Genomic DNA, 18,124 nt, shown 5'->3' with positions numbered 1-18,124 from the left:
CCTTTGCGCCGAAGTCGGTTGCACCCCTACTTGCTTGACTGACAAGCATGAGCACGAAAGCGATGGCAGATCCCCGTAGCCGGTCGATGGCGGGGTGGCGATCTCGGCTCGGCGTCCTCGCGTCCCGGGGCGAAACGAGCGGCCCACGGGTCGATGAGGCTCGGGCCGCGCTGTCGTGGTGGCGGCTGCGCGCCGCCGTCGATCGCGAGGTCGCCTCGGGGCTCGTTGACAGACATCGGGCCGACGCCGTGCTCGACTCCCTCATCGGGACGGAGGCCGCCATGTCGACTTGACCCTCACCAACGTGCGCGTCCCACAACCGAGAAGGACTACCACCGCACGACACCCCGAGGAGAACCCGCATGACCACCATCGAGCAACAAATACTCACCGAACTGCGCCGCCGCGACCCTGACGCCGACGGCACCCTCGTCCGACTATCGACCGTCCGCCCCAAGATCACCGGCGGCTACTGGGCGATCACGGAAGCCGTCACGGAGCTGTGGCAGCGCGGCGACGTCGTCCTCGTCAAGGTTGGCGGGTCGCCGCTGATCGGTCTTGCCGACGAGTTCGACAAGGCGATCGGCCCGAAGACCTACGCCGCATGACCGCCGCCATCGAGCCCGACGAAATCCTCCGGCAGATGTGGTCTACCGCCTCATCGGCCGACGCGATCGACCCCGACTGGATCGGCGAGGTCTTACGCCACGCGACGACCGGCCGCCCCGACCTGGCCCTCCAGGTCGCCAAGGAAACCAACTCGAAGGAGCATTCCTCATGACCACCCGTACCAAGCGGGGCGACATCGACCACGGCGCACGCCCCGACGAACTCGGAGCGATCCGCCGTAACCAACGCCAGTGGCCGACCCGGCGCACGCCGCGCACGTTCACTCAGGACGAGTCGCGGGAACGACGTCGCCAGGCGCACCGCGTTCACTACACCGGCAGTTTCGACCTCGCCGCCGAGGTCGAGGCCGTCCTCGCGCCGGTCGCCGCCGATCTGGCCGTCGAGCCGTGCCCCGGCTCGTACCTCGACGCCGTCGAGATGATCGCCGGTGCCGTCCACACCCTCGTGACCTCGGTTGCGGGAACCGTGACCGCCCGCGACGCCCGCGACGCCCGCGACGCCCGCGAGAAGATCAACGCCCTCGCCCCGGCGGATCGAGATCGCGCTCGGGCAGCCCTAGTCGGCCTCGCACGACCCACCCGCCCGGCCGTGACACGTGCCGATGTGCTTGCTGATACCTGGACCGTCTCGCTGGTCGAGCTGGCTGCGCCCTACGCGCAACCGCTGGCCGATGCCCTCGGGGCGGTGGCACAGACCGTGGACGGCGAACCTTCCGTGCTAAGTCAGGCGCTCACCGCCGAGCTGCGCGACCTTGATCGGGCGGTGCTGGACCTGTCCCGCCGGACTCACCGCGCCCGCACCTACCGGGAACTCAACCCTCGACCCGTCGAACGTCCGCACGAGGACGAACTCGACGCCCACCGAAACACACTGCACGAACTCGGAATTGAGGCAACACGATCACCACCCCTACCCTTCTGCCGGTGCGGTTCGACGCACCGCTCGTCAACCCGAACCCCCACGGGCTCTACGGCGTCACCCAGTGGACCGACGAGGCGGTCCCGCGCTGGCTGGCCTCCGGTGTGCAGGTGCGCCCACACAACTACGGCGGCGAAGGCGCGTTCGGCGTCTGGGCCGCTGAGTGGTGCGGCGATCCCGGCGACGAACTCAAGGACGGCGACCGGCCCGACCCCGACACCACCCCCTTCGACCCGATCACCGTGTGGGCTTTCGATAGCTGTGACCCGACCCCGGGATCGCAGGAGGAAGTACGGCTCCGAGTCCGGCAGAACATGCGACTGCTGGAGCAGGTCGCCGTCGAACGCGAGATCGCGGCCCGGCTGATCGCCGATGCCCCCGCCGGTCCGGCACCGGCGGACCTGGTGAACGCGGTGGGTCACCTCGAAGCCGAGCTGGCGAAGACCAACACCACCGGCTTCATCCATGCGTCCGCCGGTGTCGCGGCGGCTGCGTCGGCCGCCAACCTCATCATCCGCACCGGCTCGACCCTCAAGACGCCGCTCGGCCACACGTGGGTCTTCGGCGGCGGCTACGTCGATGGCCTCGGCAAGGCTCTCATCGCGACCTCGCCGACGTTCGGCTGGCGTGATGAGGTTGCTGTCCGCGAGACCATCAGCGCCGAGAACAACGAGTTCATCGCGATCGCCGAGCGGTCCGTCGTCGTCGGCTGGGAAACGGCCGTCGCGTCGGCAACGCTCACCTGACCAACTGGCGTGTCACTGATAGGGGCGGTGGTTTCATCCTCCTTTCCCACCGCCCCACCCGCCCCGGGGCGGCGTCTGGTTACGGACCGGCCGCCCCGGGTGCCGGGATCGTCACCCACCCCAGCTCAACGGATAGATAGGACGACATGATGGGCAAGCTCCGGCTCCGCGACATCACCCCAGAAGAGAAGCAGCGCTTCGCGATCTGCGCACACGAAGCCGGACACGCGATCACCGCGACGGCGCTCGGCGACACCGTCGGCACGGTGGCCCTCACGCCCGACCACCCCACGAACCTCGGGCAATGCACCCTCGCCGCCGAGCAGTTCCCCGGCGTCAACGCGGCAAGAATCGCGTTCGCCGGGCCGTACGCCGAGGCGTACTGGCGGCATGGCGGGCCGCCGACGTCGAACACGCTGCGCCGGGTGCTCACCGCGTCGGGCCGCGAGGACGACAAGATCGTCCGCGAGAGCGGTGACCCTCGACCGGCCGACGTCCCGCGTCTCATCGCGAACTGCTGGGGTTCGATCTCGGGTCTCGCGCGTCAACTGTTCATCAACGGCACCGCGACTCAGTCCGACGTCGACCGCGCGCTGTGGCTCCCCGAGGACGAGCCCGAGGCGCGAGCATTTGCCCTCGCCTCGATCCGCTCGGGCCGTGTGCCCGGCTCGTTCAAGGTGACGCCCGCGCTGCTCTAACCCCAGACCGCACGACGCCCCGAACGCGATCACGCCTGATGGCACCATCTAGGTCATGACAACACCCGTGCCCACTCCCGCCAGCGGTCCAGAACTGCTCGAAGTCCCAGTAGCGGTGTGGGCCTTCGGCGTATCCCTGCTGAGCTTCGTGATCGCACTCGCGGCGCTGGGCTGGCAGATCGCAAAGCACTTCCTCGACGGCGGTCGGGTGAAAGTGTTCTTGAACACCGCCATCTGGGAGCCAGAAGTCAGCCTTTACACGATCACGAACGGCAAGTTCGGGTTCCCCGACGACGACACCGCCCGATCCGCGACTGACGGAAAGGGGCTGGAACTCGCTCAGCTCGTCGTCGAGAACCCAGGCCGTGTGCCGGTCACCGTCCACTCGCCTGGCATCTATATCACCGGGCACGGGAAGAAGAATCACTCAATTAGTCCGCGATCGTTCTCTACGGGTGACAGCTTTGGCCACGATCGATCCACAACCGAACGAACTGTCCGCCTAGAGCCGTACGCGCGAACCACCTTCCTCCTCGACTACTGGAGCATCGTGCCGAATCTGTTCGGGGACACCTCGGTCGACCACATCGTCTTGCGGGGCCAAGTCGGTGTCGCCGGTCGCTCAAACCGGCCGCAGCGGTCCAAATGGCGACGACGATGGACGATCGCACGCGGCTCGTACACAGCAATCGGCGGGCCCCCTTCGTTCACGCCCTTCGCCGTACTCTGGCGCGAACTGTATGTGCAACTACCGGAGAGGGATGACCCCGACCGACACCCCCAGTCCGGCCCGGCGACTACGCGCGGCATGGCGGGTTTCATCCTCGACCAGGCGATGTCTAGGTTTGACGAACGCCCAGAGCGAGAAGAACTTCAGCACGCGGTCGAAGAGATCGCCAAGGAACGCGGCGACAGGTTCCCGATCGTAGGTATCGGTCTGTATCACGGCTACGAGGCTCTGGGCAGGTTGGAGGGACACCTCAAGCCGTGGACCGACGGCCTGATGTTCCGCGCGATCGCGAACCATCGAGATGTGTCCGAAGAGCTACGTCGGATGGACGCTGTGCAGGCCGCCCGAGCTACAGCGATAGCTGCCGACAACCTTTCCGTTATTGATGCGGACGTCATCCCAAGAGATCAGAGTGACGGCGCAGAGTCAGGTGCCGAACAGGATCGTCGGTCCGACCAAGAGAAGACCGGCAGTAGTCGGACAGTCCTCAACACTCCGGACGACTCCAGCGAGATGCCCGAGCACACGGCCGAGGACGAGGAGTTCGAACGCGACTAGCCCATAAGTCGCGCACCGACCGTCGCGCCCAGCTCCCAGCACCGCTCCAGGTCCGCCTTCTCGGGCTTGCCCGACACGACGACGTAGTCGGCCGCCTTCACCCAGCCGAGGCCCGTGGTGATCGAATCAACGGCGCGTTCGGCTCCCTCGGTGCCCTCGTTGCCGTGCAGGTACAGCCCGAACGGGCGGCCGCGCGTCGAGTCGAGTATCTGGTAGTACGAACAATCGAACGCGTGCTTGAGGGCACCGGAAATCGACCCGAGGTTCGCGGGGCTGCCGAGCAGATACCCGTCGGCCGCGAGGAAGTCGCTCGCCGACACCGACAGCGCCGCGCGGCGGACGACCTCGACGCCCTCGATCTCGGGGTCGGTCGCACCGCTGATGACGGCCTCGAACATCGCCTGGCAGTAGGGCGAGGGCGTGTGATGCACGATCAGGAGCTGTGCCATGCCGCTGACCTCCGCGAATGCTTAATAGCGGGGTATCCGTGACTTAAATGTTTGAGCGCGCCGCTGATGTAGCCGAGGTTCGCCGGGCTGCCGAGTACGTATCCGTCCGCCTCCAGCATGTCGGTGGCGGTGACGGCGAGCGCGGCACGTCGCACCACGTCCACTCCCTCGATCTCCGGATACGACGCGCCGGCGATCACCGCCTCGAACATCGCCTGGCAATACGGCGAAGGCGTGTGGTGGACGATCAGCAGGGTGCTCACGTTTCCTCCCCTTTGAACTGCGCGACGGCCCGTTTCATCATCTGGCGGGCCCGCCCCCGGTCGCCTGCGTAGTCATAGGCGCGCGCGATCCGGTAGGTGTTGCGCCAATCCGATGGTTCCGCCTCCCACTCCGCCTTGACCTGGGCGAACAACTCGTCCGCCGCGTCCCGCTCGATGCGTCCGGACGCCCTGCGCGGCAACGAGGAGACGTCGAGCTCGCGCCCCTCCTCGGCCATGATCCGGGCCAGCCGCTGGTGTTCGATGCCGGCCCGGAGCGTCGCATAGATCAGCCATGCACCGATGAACGGCAGGATCAGCACACCGATCCCGACGCCGATCCCGGCGACCGTCCCCGACGAGATGAGGTCGATCCCGCGCTCCCCGAGGATGACGAAATACACGATCATCGCCACCACCAGGAACCCGATCATCCAGACGATCGGGCGGGCGTCGCGCTGTTTCGGTTCGGCGGCCATCTCGCTCAGAGGTCCATCAGCTCTTCCAGGCCCACCGTGAGGCCCGGTCGTCCGCCGATCTCGCGGACGCCGAGGAGGACCCCGGGCGCGAACGATGTGCGGTCGAGCGAGTCGTGGCGGATCGTGAGCGTCTCCCCCTCCGTCCCGAGGATCACTTCCTGGTGGGCCACGAGACCCGCCAGGCGGACCGAGTGCACGCGGACGCCGTCGACCTCGGCGCCTCGCGCACCGTCCAGTTCGTCGGTCGTCGCGTCCGGACTCTGCCCCACCCCGGCGTCCGCCCGTGCCTGCGCGATGAGCGCCGCAGTGCGGTAGGCAGTTCCCGACGGCGCGTCGGCCTTGTGCGGATGGTGCAGCTCGATGACCTCGACCGAGTCGTAGAACCGCGCGGCCTGCGCGGCGAAACGCATCGACAACACGGCCCCGATGGCGAAGTTCGGCGCGATCAGGACACCGACACCCGGACTGTCGGCGAGCCAGGACCGGACCTGGTCGAGTCGATCGTCGGTGAAGCCAGTGGTGCCGACCACGGCGTGGATTCCGTTGCGGATCAAGAACTCCAGGTTGTCCATGACCACGCCGGGATGGGTGAAGTCGACGACGACAGACGTGTTGGACTCGGTGAACTTCTCGAGCGGGTCGCCCTTGTCCACCCCGACCGTGTACGTCAGGCCGTCGGCGGCCTCCGCCGCGGCGACGATGGCCTGGCCGACCTTGCCCGCACTGCCGAGCACACCGACCCGGATATCACCTGACATCGAGAAGTCCCTTCGTTTCGCGACATACCGCGTCCGATTCTATTGCGCGTCGTCGTTCAGAAGATCGGCGCACCACCCCGGCGATGCTCGAAGACGAGCGACGTCGTCGTCCCGGACACCTCCCGCCGCGAGTTGAGCATCTCGACGAACTGTCGGAGTGCTTCGGTGTCGGCGGTGGCGACATGCAGCATGTAGTCGTCGGCGCCGGCGAGGAAGAAGACGTCGATCACCGCGTCCTGGCGGGCGATCTCACCGACGAAATGCCGGATCTCGCCCCGGGCCTCCGACTGCAGACTCACCGCAACCATGGCCCGGAGAGGGCGGCCCACGGCCGCCGGGTCCACCTCGGCGAAGAATCCCCGGATCACGCCGAGGTCGGTCAGCCGCCGCACGCGTCCGTGGCAGGTGGACGCGGCAATCCCGGCCCGCGCCGCTAGCTCGCTGTTCGGCATCCGCGCATCAGTCTGCAGGAGACGCAGCAGTGTTCGGTCGGTGTCGTCGAGGGCGCGGTCCGCGCTCCGAACATCCTTCGGTTGGACGGTCATGCCACTCCTGAGTTTCGTCGAATCTTCGCCACCATGGCACTTCTAAGAATGATCTACACAGATATTGTGCCACTTCCGTAGTTCCTTCACTCTGAGGTCAACACACCCGCACCGCAACCATTCGCAAGGAGAACCGTCATGCGCGTCGGCATCCCCACCGAGATCAAGAACAACGAGTACCGCGTCGCGATCACCCCCGCGGGAGTCGCCGAACTCCACCACCGCGGCCACGACGTGGTGATCCAGGCGGGCGCCGGCGAGGGATCGGCCATCCACGACAACGACTTCAAAGAGGCCGGCGCCCAGATCCTCTCCACCGCGGAGCAGGTCTGGGAGCAGTCCGATCTCCTGCTGAAGGTCAAGGAGCCGATCGCGGCCGAGTACCCACTGCTGCGGGAAGGACAGACCCTCTTCACCTACCTGCACCTCGCCGCGAGCCGGCCGTGCACCGAGGCATTGCTCGATTCGAAGACCACGTCGATCGCCTACGAGACCGTCCGCGGGGCCGACGGCTCCCTCCCGCTCCTCGCTCCGATGAGTGAGGTCGCCGGACGACTCGCACCGCAGGTCGGCGCGTACCACCTCATGCGTTCCGAAGGCGGCCGCGGCGTGCTGATGGGCGGCGTCCCCGGTACCGAACCGGCGAATGTCGTCGTGATCGGTGGCGGTGTCAGCGGCGTCAACGCGGCCACGATCGCCGTCGGCATGGGCGCACAGGTGACCGTGTTCGACGTCGACATCGCCAAACTCCGCGCCGTCGACGCCCGGTTCGCCGGCCGTGTCCACACCCGCTACAGCACGGGCCTGGCGCTGGCCGAAGCAGTCCGGGATGCCGATCTCGTGATCGGCGCGGTCCTCGTCCCCGGCGCAAAGGCCCCGGTCCTGGTACCGAACAGCCTTGTGGCACAGATGAAGTCGGGTGCGGTCCTGGTCGACATCGCGATCGATCAGGGTGGATGCTTCGAGGACTCTCGTCCCACCACCCACGACGACCCGACGTTCGCCGTGCACGACACGGTCTTCTACTGCGTTGCCAACATGCCCGGCACCGTCGCCCGGACATCGACGTCGGCGTTGACCGGCGCGACCCTCCCCTACGTCCTGCGTCTTGCCGACAAGGGATGGGAGCAGGCCTGCCGGGACGACGCGTCGCTGGCCGCGGGACTGAGCACCCACGCCGGCGCGCTGTTCACCCCGGAGGTCGGTGCGGCCCTCGACATCCCGGTTGCCGCCACGCCGTTCTGACCCCCCGACTCCGCCGATCGGGCACGGTTTCGCGCCGATCGGGCACAAGATCTCATCGACCGTGCGCATCTCGGCGTAGCCGCGCACGATGGGTGCACGATCGTGCCCGATCGACGAGTTTCTGTGCCCGATCGACGAGTTTCTGTGCCCGATCGGCGTCAGAAGCGGATGGCGCTGGTTCCTCGACGACGGCCGCGGTAGGTGAAGCGGCGCTCGGTGATGTCACCGCGCCCGTCTCGACCGATCCGCAGGACGGTCGAGGCTCGCGTTCCGTAGCCACGCATGTCGATGAAGATCGGCGACAGATCGGCCTCGAGCTCGTCCGCGACCCCGGTGTCGGGCAGCCGATCGACGGCGGGACGGCGCCGATCGGCGAGCAGGTTCAGGTAGGGCTCGACGGTTGCCGTCCCGCCGGGCCGCGACAGCAACTGCGTCATCGTCGCGCGCCCGTCGGTGACCTTCGGCCAATCGCTGTCGAGCGCGCCGTTGGAGAGGCCGTGCACCCCCACCTCGACGCGTTCGGCGTGCGGCTCCGGCCAGTTGGTGATCCACCACAGTTCGTGCTCGTCGCCGACGAGCAGATTCACCGGGAGATACGCGTGTCCCTCCCGGCGCAGCCGCTGCGCGAACGCGCCGGGGCCATCGGCGCCCACGAGGAATTGCACCGGTAACGCGCCGCGGGAGCGCGGGCCCGGTGCGCCCGGCCTGCCCACCCGCACGTTGGTCACCATCGCGACGCGCGACGGATTCACGGCGTCGAGACCCATCCAGGTCCCGCCCGCGACGCGATCGCGTCCCCCGATGATCGGCAGGTCGGGCCAGCGCGACAGCGGCGCCGTCTTCCGGCGGTGGTACTCGTCCCGGTTCGCCGCCACCACGAGTCGCTGATCCGGATCGGTGTTCCAGGCGAACAGAATGAGACACAAGGTTTTTCAACTCGCTACGACTGGTCGGTGATCGGCATGTAATGGCTCAGGTTGACCATCCGGCGCTGGACACCCGCGATCTCGCGGACCGCCTGGGCAACGAGACTGCGATCGAGCGGCGAGAGCCGCTTCATGGTGAGCAGGTCGCTCACCGGCTCACCCCGGTCGAACTGCGCCACCTGATAGGTGAGCCGGACCCTTTGCAGCACATCGAAGACCTCGACCAGGGTGGTCGCGTGGTCCGCCGGCAACATCGGACTGCCTGCGGCCGCCCGTAGTCGCGATCGCGTGTTCAACTCGGTGCTCTCGACGCTCAGTGCGGCCCATCGAGCGATGTTCACCAGCGGTGTGAGCGCATGGGCCTTGATGTCGAAGGTGTCGCCGCGCCGGGCCAGCATGTCGCGCATCGAGCGCAATCTCGCCTTGTAGGACAAGGCCTCCGCCAGCAGGAGGCCCATCGTGCCCGGATGGGAACGCAGGTCGGTGAAGACTTCCCCGACCGCCGACAATCCCTCGTCACCCCAGATCGGGCGCCCGTCGAGCAGCAGTGACGTGAAGATCATCCCCTTGTTCTCCAGCGGCGCCTCGATCCAGTCCCGTGCGGCCGCACGCCACTGCGCGTGTGTCCGGGCGAACAGTGGCTTGGAGGCGATCGCACCGTTCTCGTCGATCGCCATCCCTGACCCTCGGAGAATCTCGTCGACCTCGGCGAACGCGGACCGGTACGCGACGATCCCGTCGTCGCCTACCGCGTCGTCGAGTGACACGGCGGAATCCATGTCGGAGGTCAACACCGGTTCGCGGCGGGCATTGCTGCCCAGCGAGAGCCAGGTTACCGCATCGGAGTCCAGGTCCGGATGTCGGGTGAGCACGAGCTCCAGAGCACGCCGGACGACGGCGTCGTGAATCAGTGACGCCACCGCGGTGATCTCGTGGACGGGCTGTCCACGGCGCAGCAGGTCGGCGAGCAGATATGGCACGCGCTGCGCCCGCGCCTGCAGGTCGTCGATCGTCGAGGCACGGGACACCTGCCCGCGCAGCGACATTCCCGGACCCGAGGGTGCCGCGATGAAGTCCGCCGCCGCCACCACACCGACGACGTCGCCGGTCGAATCGACGACCGGGATCACTGTCAGCTCCCGGTCGAGCAGTTCGGTGAGCGCGTCGACGGCGGCGGTGTCACGGCGCACACCATGCACCGGGACGGTGACCAGATCGCCGACGGGAGTGTCGATGCCGCGCCCCGTCGCCACCACCCGCGACCGGATGTCGGCGTCGGTGAGCAGCCCGTACTCCTGATCCCCCAACGGGATCAGCACGTATTCCTGGCGACGCTCGGTCATCAGAGCGGCCGCCTCCCGCACGGTCATCGCCTGCGACCCGACGACGGGCTCGGTCACCAGCAGGTCGTCGACGGTTCCCCGTTCGGGTACGCCGTGATCTCGTCGGCGCGCGACGGTGAGCTTCTCGGGGGGAATCCTGCCCTCGGTGTCCGACACGAGTCCTCGTCCTCCGATCGTCACGGCCGTCGCCGTCAGCCTATCCACGACGGACGCAAACGGCCCGTCACCCACGAGCGGGTGACGGGCCGTGCGCGATTCAGGACGATCAGGCGTTGGCCTCGACGGCCTCCGGCGCACTCTCGGCGGCGGCATCGTCGTCGACCGGCACGAGGCTGATCTTGCCGCGCTCGTCGATGTCGGCGATCTCCACGCGGAGCTTGGAGCCGACGTTCACGACATCCTCGACCTTGTTGATCCGCTTGCCCTTGCCGAGCTTCGAGATGTGCACGAGGCCATCCCGTCCCGGGAGGAGCGACACGAACGCACCGAAGGCGGTGGTCTTCACCACGGTGCCGAGGAATCGCTCGCCGACCTTCGGCAGCTGCGGGTTGGCGATCGCGTTGACCCGATCGATCGCGGCCTGCGCCTTCTCTCCGTCGGATGCGCCGATGAACACGGTGCCGTCATCCTCGATGGAGATGTTGGCGCCGGTGTCCTCGGTGATGCCGTTGATCGTCTTGCCCTTGGGGCCGATCAGTTCACCGATCTTGTCCATCGGGATCTTGATGGTGGTGATCCGCGGTGCGTACGGGCTCATCTCGTCAGGCTCGTCGATGGCCTCGGCCATCACGTCGAGGATCGTCAGCCGGGCGTCCTTGGCCTGGCCGAGCGCACCCGCGAGCACCTTCGACGGGATGCCGTCGAGCTTGGTGTCGAGCTGCAGCGCCGTGACGAAGTCCTTCGTGCCCGCGACCTTGAAGTCCATGTCGCCGAAGGCATCTTCGGCACCGAGGATGTCGGTGAGCGCCACGTACCGGGTCTCGCCGTCGACGGTGTCGGAGACGAGTCCCATGGCGATACCCGCGACCGGGGCCTTCAGCGGCACACCGGCGTTGAGCAGCGACATGGTCGACGCACAGACCGAACCCATCGAGGTGGAACCGTTGGAGCTCAACGCTTCCGAGACCTGACGAATGGCGTACGGGAACTCCTCGACGCTCGGCAGCACCGGCATCAGGGCGCGCTCGGCGAGCGCTCCGTGGCCGATCTCGCGGCGCTTCGGCGAACCGACGCGACCGGTCTCACCGGTCGAATATGGCGGGAAGTTGTAGTGATGCATGTAGCGCTTGGACGTCTCCGGCCCGAGCGAGTCGATCTGCTGCGCCATCTTGACCATGTCGAGGGTGGTGACACCCAGGATCTGGGTCTCGCCACGCTCGAACAGCGCGCTGCCGTGCGCGCGAGGAATGACCGCGACCTCGGCCGAGAGCGACCGGATGTCGGTGATGCCGCGGCCGTCGATACGGAAGTGATCGGTCAGGATCCGCTGGCGCACGAGCTTCTTGGTGAGCGAGCGGTAGGCACCGCCGATCTCCTTCTCGCGACCCTCGAACTGTCCGCCGAGCTGGGCGAGGACGTCTGCCTTGAGCTCGTCGGTCTTGTCGTCGCGCTCCTGCTTGCCTGCGATGGTGAGGATCTCGGCGAGACGGTCACTCGCGGCGGATGCGACGGCGTCGTAGACGTCGCTCTCGTACGGCGGGAACAGCGGGAACTCGCCGGTCGCCTTCGCGGCGGCGTCGGCGAGCGAGCGCTGTGCCTCGCACAGACGCGCGATGAACGGCTTCGCGGCCTCGAGGCCCTCGGCGACGATCGCCTCGGTCGGCGCCTGCGCGCCGCCCGCGATGATCTCGAGAACGTTGTCGGTGGCTTCCGCCTCGACCATCATGATCGCGACGTCGGCCGAATCGCCCTGACCGGATACGATCCGGCCGGCGACGACCATGTTGAACACGGCGCCTTCGAGCTGCTCGACGGTGGGGAACGCGACCCACTGGCCGGCCTTGTTCTCCTCGGTCGGGATCAGCGCGACGCGCACGCCACCGACGGGACCGGAGAAAGGCAGCCCGGCGAGCTGGGTCGACGCCGACGCGGCGTTGATCGCGACGACGTCATAGAGGTCGTTCGGGTTCAGGCTCATCACGGTGACGACGACCTGGATCTCGTTGCGCAGGCCGTCGACGAAGGTCGGGCGCAGCGGACGGTCGATCAGGCGGCAGGTGAGGATCGCATCGGTCGACGGGCGACCTTCACGACGGAAGAACGAGCCGGGGATGCGGCCCGCGGCATACATGCGCTCCTCGACGTCCACGGTCAGCGGGAAGAAGTCGAAATGCTCCTTCGGCTGCTTGGAAGCCGTCGTCGTCGACAGCAGCATGTTCTCGTCGTCAAGGTAGGCGGTGACCGATCCGGCGGCCTGCAGCGCGAGGCGGCCGGTCTCGAATCGGATGGTGCGGGTGCCGAAACTTCCGTTGTCGATCACGGCGGTGGCTTCGGTGATGGCGTCGTCGTAGTCGACGTCGGTGTTCACATCGGTCATGTGGATGTAGAAATCCCTTCGTGTCAGCCACCGCGCTTCGGCGGCTGCGGTTGTGGATGCGGGTCGACACGTCTCCGTGCACACCACGGTGTGCGGCGACGACTGCGAGTGCAGAGAGCCGACCCGGAACGGAGCCGTGAGAGAAGTGCAGGTCGTGCGGGGGCGCGATCGCGAGATGCGCGCCGCGTTGTATGGCAGACGGCCTTCGATCGAAGCGGCCGGAACCGGTCTGACTGGGTTCCGGCGGCCACTACCGAGGACCGATCTGCTCGTTCGTCACGTCCAGCAGGACTTTCACGGCAACGATCAGTGCTCAGCCTATCATTGAGGGCTGAGCAGCATAAACGACTCGGCCGTCCCCGTGTGACACGGAGACGGCCGAGGCGATGGTATTGGGGTGACCCGGTCGCTCAGCGACGCAGACCCAGGCGCTCGATCAGCGAGCGGTAACGGTTGATGTCGACCTTCGCGACGTACTTGAGCAGACGACGACGGCGACCCACGAGAAGCAGCAGACCACGACGGCTGTGGTGATCGTGCTTGTGCTCCTTGAGGTGCTCGGTCAGGTCGGTGATGCGCTTGGTCAGCATGGCGACCTGCGCTTCGGGCGAGCCGGTGTCGGTCTCGTGCAGCCCGTACTCGGCGAGGATTTCCTTCTTCTGGGTGACAGTCAATGCCATGGAGATACTCCTGGATTCTCAGTGCCGCGCTCGTCTGGGGGCCGCCGGCATCTACCCAGAGGCCGGCGGATGGCGCGCCACCGCGGACCGCAGCAACGCCAGCGGATCAATTTACCAGCGCAGACCCTGTCGACCCAAATCGTCGCGGCACCGTTCACGTCACCGTTCGGACTGGGCGAGCAGCTTCCGCGTCTCGTCGACGTCGCCGGCGATCGCGGTGATCAACTCGTCGACGTCGGGATAGTTCACCATGCCCCGAAGCCGGCCGACGAAGTCCACGGCGACGTGCTGGCCGTAGAGGTCGGCGCTCGTGTCCAGGACAAAGGCCTCGACCGTGCGGGTGCGTCCCGAGAAGGTCGGGTTGGTGCCCACCGAGACCGCAGCCTGATAGCGCTCACCCGGCACCACCTGCCCCACCACCGGTCCGACGCCGAGCACCGTGAACCAGGCGGCGTACACGCCATCGGCGGGGATGGCGGCGTACATCGGCGGTGCCACATTGGCGGTCGGGAACCCGAGTTCGCGGCCACGGCCGTCGCCGCGGACCACCACACCCTCCACCCGGTGCGGCCGCCCGAGCGCTTCGGCCGCGAGTTCCACGTCACCCGAGGCCACACATGAACGGATATAGGTCGACGAGAAGGTCACCGCGTGTTCACCGAACAACGAGATGCCCTGCACCTCGAACCCGAACTTCTGTCCGAGTTCGGTCAGCTTCTCGACGTCGCCCGCCGCCTTCTTGCCGAAGGTGAAGTTGTCGCCGACCACCACATCGGCGGCATGCAGGGTCTCGACGAGGATGTCGTGGGCGAAGTCCTTGGGTGATCGTGACGCGAGTTCGGGCGTGAACGGCATCACGCAGAACACGTCGATGCCCAGTTGTTCGGCGAGTTCCGCCCGGCGCGTGAGCGTGGTGAGCTGTGGCGGATGCGATCCCGGACGGACCACCTCGGCCGGATGGGGATCGAAGGTCATCAGCACGGCGGGTACGCCGCGCTCGGCGGCGGCGGCGGTCGCGGCATGGATCAGCTGGGCGTGCCCACGGTGGACGCCGTCGAACACACCGATGGTGACCACACACCTACCCCAGTCCGCGGGGATGTCCTCGAGACCTCGCCAACGCAACACGCGCACAAGCCTACGGCCCACCCGGCCCGCAAACCACTTCCGGTCGCTGGTGTTGAACAGCGAGTTTCCCAGGGTCCGACGAACGTTGAACGGACCCCCAACCCGGACAACACACCGCCACCTGTCTCGCTCTGGGCGAAGGCACGTCCTAAGCTCGAAGAATGCCCCAGTCCCCCACGGCCCGATCCGGCAGACCGCCGTCCGGCGAGTCCGACGGCGGCGCCGCACTCCCCACTCCGGAGCGACCGGTCACGGAGCTGTCCACGGTCACCCAGGACTATCTGAAGGTCATCTGGACCATCCAGGAGTGGGCAGAGGTCAAGGTGACCACCAAGATGCTGGCCGAACGCCTGGGCGTCTCGGCATCGACGGCGTCAGAAGCGATCCGCAAACTCGCCGACCAGGGTCTGGTCTCGCACGAGCGCTACGGCGCAGTGACGCTCACCGAGGAGGGGCAGACCGCGGCGATCCTGATGGTGCGCCGACACCGGTTGCTGGAGACGTTCCTGGTACGCGAGCTCGGCTACGGCTGGGACGAGGTCCACGACGAGGCCGAGGTCCTCGAACACGCGGTCTCCGATCGTCTGATGTCGCGGCTGGATGCGAAACTCGGTCACCCGAACCGAGATCCGCACGGCGATCCGATCCCGGCCATCGACGGATCGGTGCCCAGCCCGGACGTGAAACTCCTGTCCGAACTCGACGTCGACGAATCCGGGACGGTGGCAAGGATTTCCGACACCGATCCGGACATGCTCCGCTATTTCGACGAGGTCGGGGTGGCGTTGGACTGTGAGGTGACGGTGATCGAGAAGCGTCCGTTCGCGGGCACCATCTCGATCTCGGTGGACGGCAACGACCACATCGACCTCGGCGATGTCGCCGCCCAGGCCATCTTCCTGGTGCCGCAGTCGTGAGGCGCTGACCTCACGACTCAGCGCAGCGTTGCGGGCCGGACGACCATCACCGAACTGGCGCGCCTGCCCTTCTCCTGCACGAGTGCGATGGCCTGGCCGGACGGGTCGATGACCACGTAGATCTCCTTGCGCCCGACCGGGTCCAGCCACCGACCCTGGCTGATCGACTCCGCTTCGTCGTCGCTGATGTCGCGATGCGGGAACGACAGTTTCGCCGCCTCGTCGATGGTCAGCGACAACCGTGGCCCCTCGGTGAGGGTGGCGAGCGTTCGCGCGTGTTCGAGCGTGAACGGCCCGACCGCGGTGCGCCGCAACGCCGTCAGGTGTCCCCCGACACCGAGCGCACCGCCCAGATCGCGGGCCAGCGAACGGATGTAGGTACCGGCCGAACAATCGACCTCGACGTCGAGATCGACGAAACCGTCGTCGGTACGCCGGGTCTCGAGCACCCCGAAGCGTGACACGGTCACCGGCCGGGCGGCGAGGTCGAACTCGGCGCCGGTCCGGACCAGGCTGTGCGCCCGCCGACCGTCGACCTTGATCGCGCTGACCTTGGCCGGGACCTGCTCGATGTCGCCGGTCAACTCGGCCACCCCGGCCGCGATCTGGGTATCGGTCACGTGCGTGGCATCCGCGCGGGAGATGATCTCGCCCTCACGGTCGTCGGTATCGGTGCCGGCACCCAGGCGGATCGTCGCGGTGTACGCCTTGGTGGTCAGGGACAGGAGCCCGAGCAGTTTGGTGGCGCGTTCGACTCCGATCACCAGGACTCCGGTCGCCATCGGGTCGAGCGTGCCCGCATGTCCGACCCGCCTGGTGTTGAACAGCTTCCGGCATCGGGACACGACATCGTGGCTCGTCATGCCCGCGTCCTTGTCGACGATGACCAGCCCGGCGTTCTCGATGGATGCGTCGGCCATGTCAGACGAGTGCGATCGACGTGGTGATCAGTCCGCGGTCGACGAGCCAGCGGCCGGACAGTTCTCGCAAGGGGGCGCCGCCGTCGACGGCCGTGCCGTCGATGAGGATTCGCGAGGTGAAGGTCCCCGCCTGTGGGGCTGTCTGCTCGAACGTGATGTGGGCGTCCTCGAACCCGAGCCAGCGCTGCGTGATCGGGAACCACGCCTTGTAGGTTGCTTCCTTGGCGCAGAACAGGAGTCGATCCCAGTGCAAGCCGGACGGACGGCCGGCGAGGACATCACGCTCGTCGGCGATGCTGGTGTGCTCGAGCACGCCGTCGGGAAGCTGTTCGTGCGGCTCGGCGTCGATGCCGAGCGACCGTACCTGCAACGAGTAGGCGACCACCGCGGCCCGGTAGCCGTCGCAGTGCGTGAGACTTCCGACCACGCGTTCTGGCCACAGCGGCATCCCGCGCTCGCCCCGCATGATCGGCGTCGGCCCGATCCCCAGTTCGGACATTGCCTGTCGGGCGCAGTGTCGTGCGGTGGTGAACTCGCGGCGACGCTTCTCGACAGCTCGTTCGATGAGCGTGCGCTCGGCCGGCATCGGTTCGATTCCGGGCGGGTCCTCGAAGGCCTCTGCCGACGCCACACCGCTGGGCACCAGCTGTTCGATCAACGTGGCTCCTCGCGATCGGTCCGGCCGCCCGAGCGCGCCGCCCGTCGTTCCCTGCGTTCCTGGATTCGCCGGGCGAACTCCTGCGCGCGCTCCTCGTAGTCCGGCGGCAGCTCGAACCGGGCGCCATGTCCGGGCAGGTCGGCCTCGGTGAGTCCCGGGTCGGGGATGATGGCCCGCAGCAACGGCTCCGGTAGCCCACGACGCTTCCACTCCCGCGGGTATCCGACCGACACCTCCTCGAAGCGCACGCCGTCGTACCAGGTGGTCCGTGGGATGTGGAGGTGGCCGTACACGCAGCAGGCGGCGTGGTAGCGGGTGTGCCAGTCCGCGGTCAGCTCGCTGCCGCACCACAACGCGAACTCCGGGTACATCAGCGCATCGGTGGGTTCACGCCGCAACGGCCAGTGATTGATCAACACCGTCGGCTCGGACGGATCGATGGCCTCGAGCCTGCTCCGGGTCGCCTCCACGCGTGCCCGCCCCCAGGCATCCCGGGTCGGATAGGGCTCGGGCGACAGCAGGAATTCGTCGGTGGCGACCACGTTGCGTTCGCGGGCCAGCGCGAGCGCGGTGAGAGTCGTCGTCGTGCCCTCGGGACGGAATGTGTAGTCGTAGAGCAGGAACATCGGCACCACCCGCACCGGCTGTGCGCCGTTGCCCGGGTCGAACAGCGGATAGATGTCCTCGGGGGTGACCACGCCGATGTCGCGGCACGCCTGGACCAGGTAGTCATAGCGCGCCACACCGAAGATCTGCAGCGGATCCTTGGCGGTCGTGTAGAGCTCGTGGTTGCCCGGCACCCACACCACCGTGTGGAACCGGGTACGCAGCCGCCGCAGCGTGTCGATGATGTCGTCGGTGCGCTCGGCCACGTCGCCCGCGACGATCAGCCAGTCGTCGCTGCTCTGCGGCCGCAGCTGGTCGACGATGTGCTCGTTGCCCCGATGTGCGACATGGAGATCACTGATTGCCCACAACGTCGCCATGCCAACCAGCGTAA

General features: G+C 67.4%; 20 protein-coding genes and 1 pseudogene. 8 read left to right on the top strand and 13 right to left on the bottom strand.

All coding sequences use genetic code 11. The annotated features are described in order from the left end of the window. Window positions 1-47 precede the first annotated feature (47 nt). From OVA31_RS21490 to OVA31_RS21465, 6 genes are all read left to right on the top strand, one after another. Window positions 48-293 carry a hypothetical protein gene (locus tag OVA31_RS21490; protein WP_267628588.1) on the top strand — a complete coding sequence of 82 codons (246 nt, stop codon included), beginning with the start codon at window positions 48-50 and terminating at the stop codon, window positions 291-293. A gap of 69 nt (window positions 294-362) precedes the next feature. Next, complete coding sequence (locus OVA31_RS21485) at window positions 363-608, top strand: hypothetical protein (RefSeq protein WP_267628587.1); 246 nt, start codon at window positions 363-365, stop codon at window positions 606-608. Then, window positions 605-781: a hypothetical protein gene (locus OVA31_RS21480; protein ID WP_267628586.1), complete on the top strand. Its 177-nt coding sequence runs from the start codon at window positions 605-607 to the stop codon at window positions 779-781. Before OVA31_RS21485 ends, OVA31_RS21480 begins: the two co-directional genes overlap by 4 nt. Window positions 782-1,547: 766 nt before the next feature. Then, window positions 1,548-2,294: a hypothetical protein gene (locus OVA31_RS21475; protein ID WP_267631639.1), complete on the top strand. Its 747-nt coding sequence runs from the start codon at window positions 1,548-1,550 to the stop codon at window positions 2,292-2,294. Window positions 2,295-2,440: 146 nt separating this feature from the next. Next, on the top strand, window positions 2,441-2,992 hold the full coding sequence (locus tag OVA31_RS21470) for a hypothetical protein (protein ID WP_267628585.1): 552 nt from the start codon (window positions 2,441-2,443) through the stop codon (window positions 2,990-2,992). Between the two features lie 55 nt (window positions 2,993-3,047). Then, on the top strand, window positions 3,048-4,280 hold the full coding sequence (locus OVA31_RS21465) for a hypothetical protein (RefSeq protein WP_267628584.1): 1,233 nt from the start codon (window positions 3,048-3,050) through the stop codon (window positions 4,278-4,280). Here OVA31_RS21465 and OVA31_RS21460 read toward each other — a convergent pair. The 5 genes and pseudogenes from OVA31_RS21460 to OVA31_RS21440 form a co-directional block, all read right to left on the bottom strand. Further along, window positions 4,277-4,729: a flavodoxin family protein gene (locus OVA31_RS21460; protein ID WP_267628583.1), complete on the bottom strand. Its 453-nt coding sequence runs from the start codon at window positions 4,727-4,729 to the stop codon at window positions 4,277-4,279. The genes OVA31_RS21465 and OVA31_RS21460 overlap by 4 nt on opposite strands. Before the next feature lie 47 nt (window positions 4,730-4,776). After that, window positions 4,777-4,992 (bottom strand): annotated as a pseudogene (locus OVA31_RS21455) (flavodoxin family protein); the annotation flags it as partial. Beyond that, a complete protein-coding gene (locus OVA31_RS21450) occupies window positions 4,989-5,468 on the bottom strand; it encodes a hypothetical protein (RefSeq protein ID WP_190268237.1) in 480 nt (159 codons plus the stop codon). The gene OVA31_RS21450 and the pseudogene OVA31_RS21455, both read right to left, overlap by 4 nt. A 5-nt stretch (window positions 5,469-5,473) precedes the next feature. Then, entirely contained in the window at window positions 5,474-6,226 is a 753-nt protein-coding gene (dapB, locus tag OVA31_RS21445; RefSeq protein ID WP_267628582.1) for a 4-hydroxy-tetrahydrodipicolinate reductase, read from the bottom strand. 56 nt (window positions 6,227-6,282) lie between these two features. Beyond that, the gene (locus OVA31_RS21440; RefSeq protein ID WP_267628581.1) at window positions 6,283-6,771 is read right to left on the bottom strand and encodes an Lrp/AsnC family transcriptional regulator; all 489 of its coding nucleotides are present in this window, start codon (window positions 6,769-6,771) and stop codon (window positions 6,283-6,285) included. 138 nt (window positions 6,772-6,909) lie between these two features. Between OVA31_RS21440 and ald the strand changes: the two genes are divergently transcribed. After that, window positions 6,910-8,016, top strand: a complete 1,107-nt coding sequence (gene ald / locus OVA31_RS21435; RefSeq protein WP_267628580.1) for an alanine dehydrogenase — start codon at window positions 6,910-6,912, stop codon at window positions 8,014-8,016. A gap of 158 nt (window positions 8,017-8,174) precedes the next feature. Here ald and OVA31_RS21430 read toward each other — a convergent pair whose 3' ends face one another. From OVA31_RS21430 to OVA31_RS21410, 5 genes are all read right to left on the bottom strand, one after another. Further along, complete coding sequence (locus OVA31_RS21430; RefSeq protein ID WP_267628579.1) at window positions 8,175-8,942, bottom strand: NRDE family protein; 768 nt, start codon at window positions 8,940-8,942, stop codon at window positions 8,175-8,177. A gap of 14 nt (window positions 8,943-8,956) precedes the next feature. Next, window positions 8,957-10,441, bottom strand: coding sequence for a putative nucleotidyltransferase substrate binding domain-containing protein (locus tag OVA31_RS21425; protein WP_267628577.1), 1,485 nt, complete (start codon window positions 10,439-10,441; stop codon window positions 8,957-8,959). Window positions 10,442-10,550: 109 nt separating this feature from the next. Continuing rightward, the gene (locus OVA31_RS21420; RefSeq protein ID WP_267628576.1) at window positions 10,551-12,821 is read right to left on the bottom strand and encodes a polyribonucleotide nucleotidyltransferase; all 2,271 of its coding nucleotides are present in this window, start codon (window positions 12,819-12,821) and stop codon (window positions 10,551-10,553) included. Between the two features lie 410 nt (window positions 12,822-13,231). Then, window positions 13,232-13,501: a 30S ribosomal protein S15 gene (gene rpsO / locus OVA31_RS21415; RefSeq protein WP_267628575.1), complete on the bottom strand. Its 270-nt coding sequence runs from the start codon at window positions 13,499-13,501 to the stop codon at window positions 13,232-13,234. Between the two features lie 159 nt (window positions 13,502-13,660). Beyond that, a complete protein-coding gene (locus OVA31_RS21410) occupies window positions 13,661-14,629 on the bottom strand; it encodes a bifunctional riboflavin kinase/FAD synthetase (protein WP_164308298.1) in 969 nt (322 codons plus the stop codon). A 161-nt stretch (window positions 14,630-14,790) separates the two neighbouring features. Here OVA31_RS21410 and OVA31_RS21405 point away from each other — a divergent pair, with 161 nt between their 5' ends. Further along, on the top strand, window positions 14,791-15,546 hold the full coding sequence (locus OVA31_RS21405; protein ID WP_267628574.1) for a metal-dependent transcriptional regulator: 756 nt from the start codon (window positions 14,791-14,793) through the stop codon (window positions 15,544-15,546). A gap of 17 nt (window positions 15,547-15,563) precedes the next feature. On the opposite strand, the gene truB is transcribed toward OVA31_RS21405, so the two are convergent. From truB to OVA31_RS21390, 3 genes are read right to left on the bottom strand one after another with little or no spacing between them, the layout of a single operon-like run. Next, on the bottom strand, window positions 15,564-16,466 hold the full coding sequence (gene truB, locus OVA31_RS21400; protein ID WP_267628573.1) for a tRNA pseudouridine(55) synthase TruB: 903 nt from the start codon (window positions 16,464-16,466) through the stop codon (window positions 15,564-15,566). Window position 16,467: 1 nt separating this feature from the next. Then, window positions 16,468-17,124 (bottom strand): 4'-phosphopantetheinyl transferase family protein, encoded by a 657-nt coding sequence (locus OVA31_RS21395; protein ID WP_267628572.1) that lies wholly within the window; start codon window positions 17,122-17,124, stop codon window positions 16,468-16,470. Beyond that, on the bottom strand, window positions 17,121-18,110 hold the full coding sequence (locus OVA31_RS21390; protein WP_267628571.1) for a metallophosphoesterase family protein: 990 nt from the start codon (window positions 18,108-18,110) through the stop codon (window positions 17,121-17,123). Before OVA31_RS21390 ends, OVA31_RS21395 begins: the two co-directional genes overlap by 4 nt. Window positions 18,111-18,124: the final 14 nt, after the last annotated feature.

It is taken from the genome of Gordonia sp. SL306, assembly GCF_026625785.1.
Taxonomy (GTDB): Bacteria; Actinomycetota; Actinomycetes; order Mycobacteriales; family Mycobacteriaceae; genus Gordonia.
Note: the sequence above shows the minus strand (reverse complement) of the source record. Positions and strands in the feature narration are given on the sequence as shown.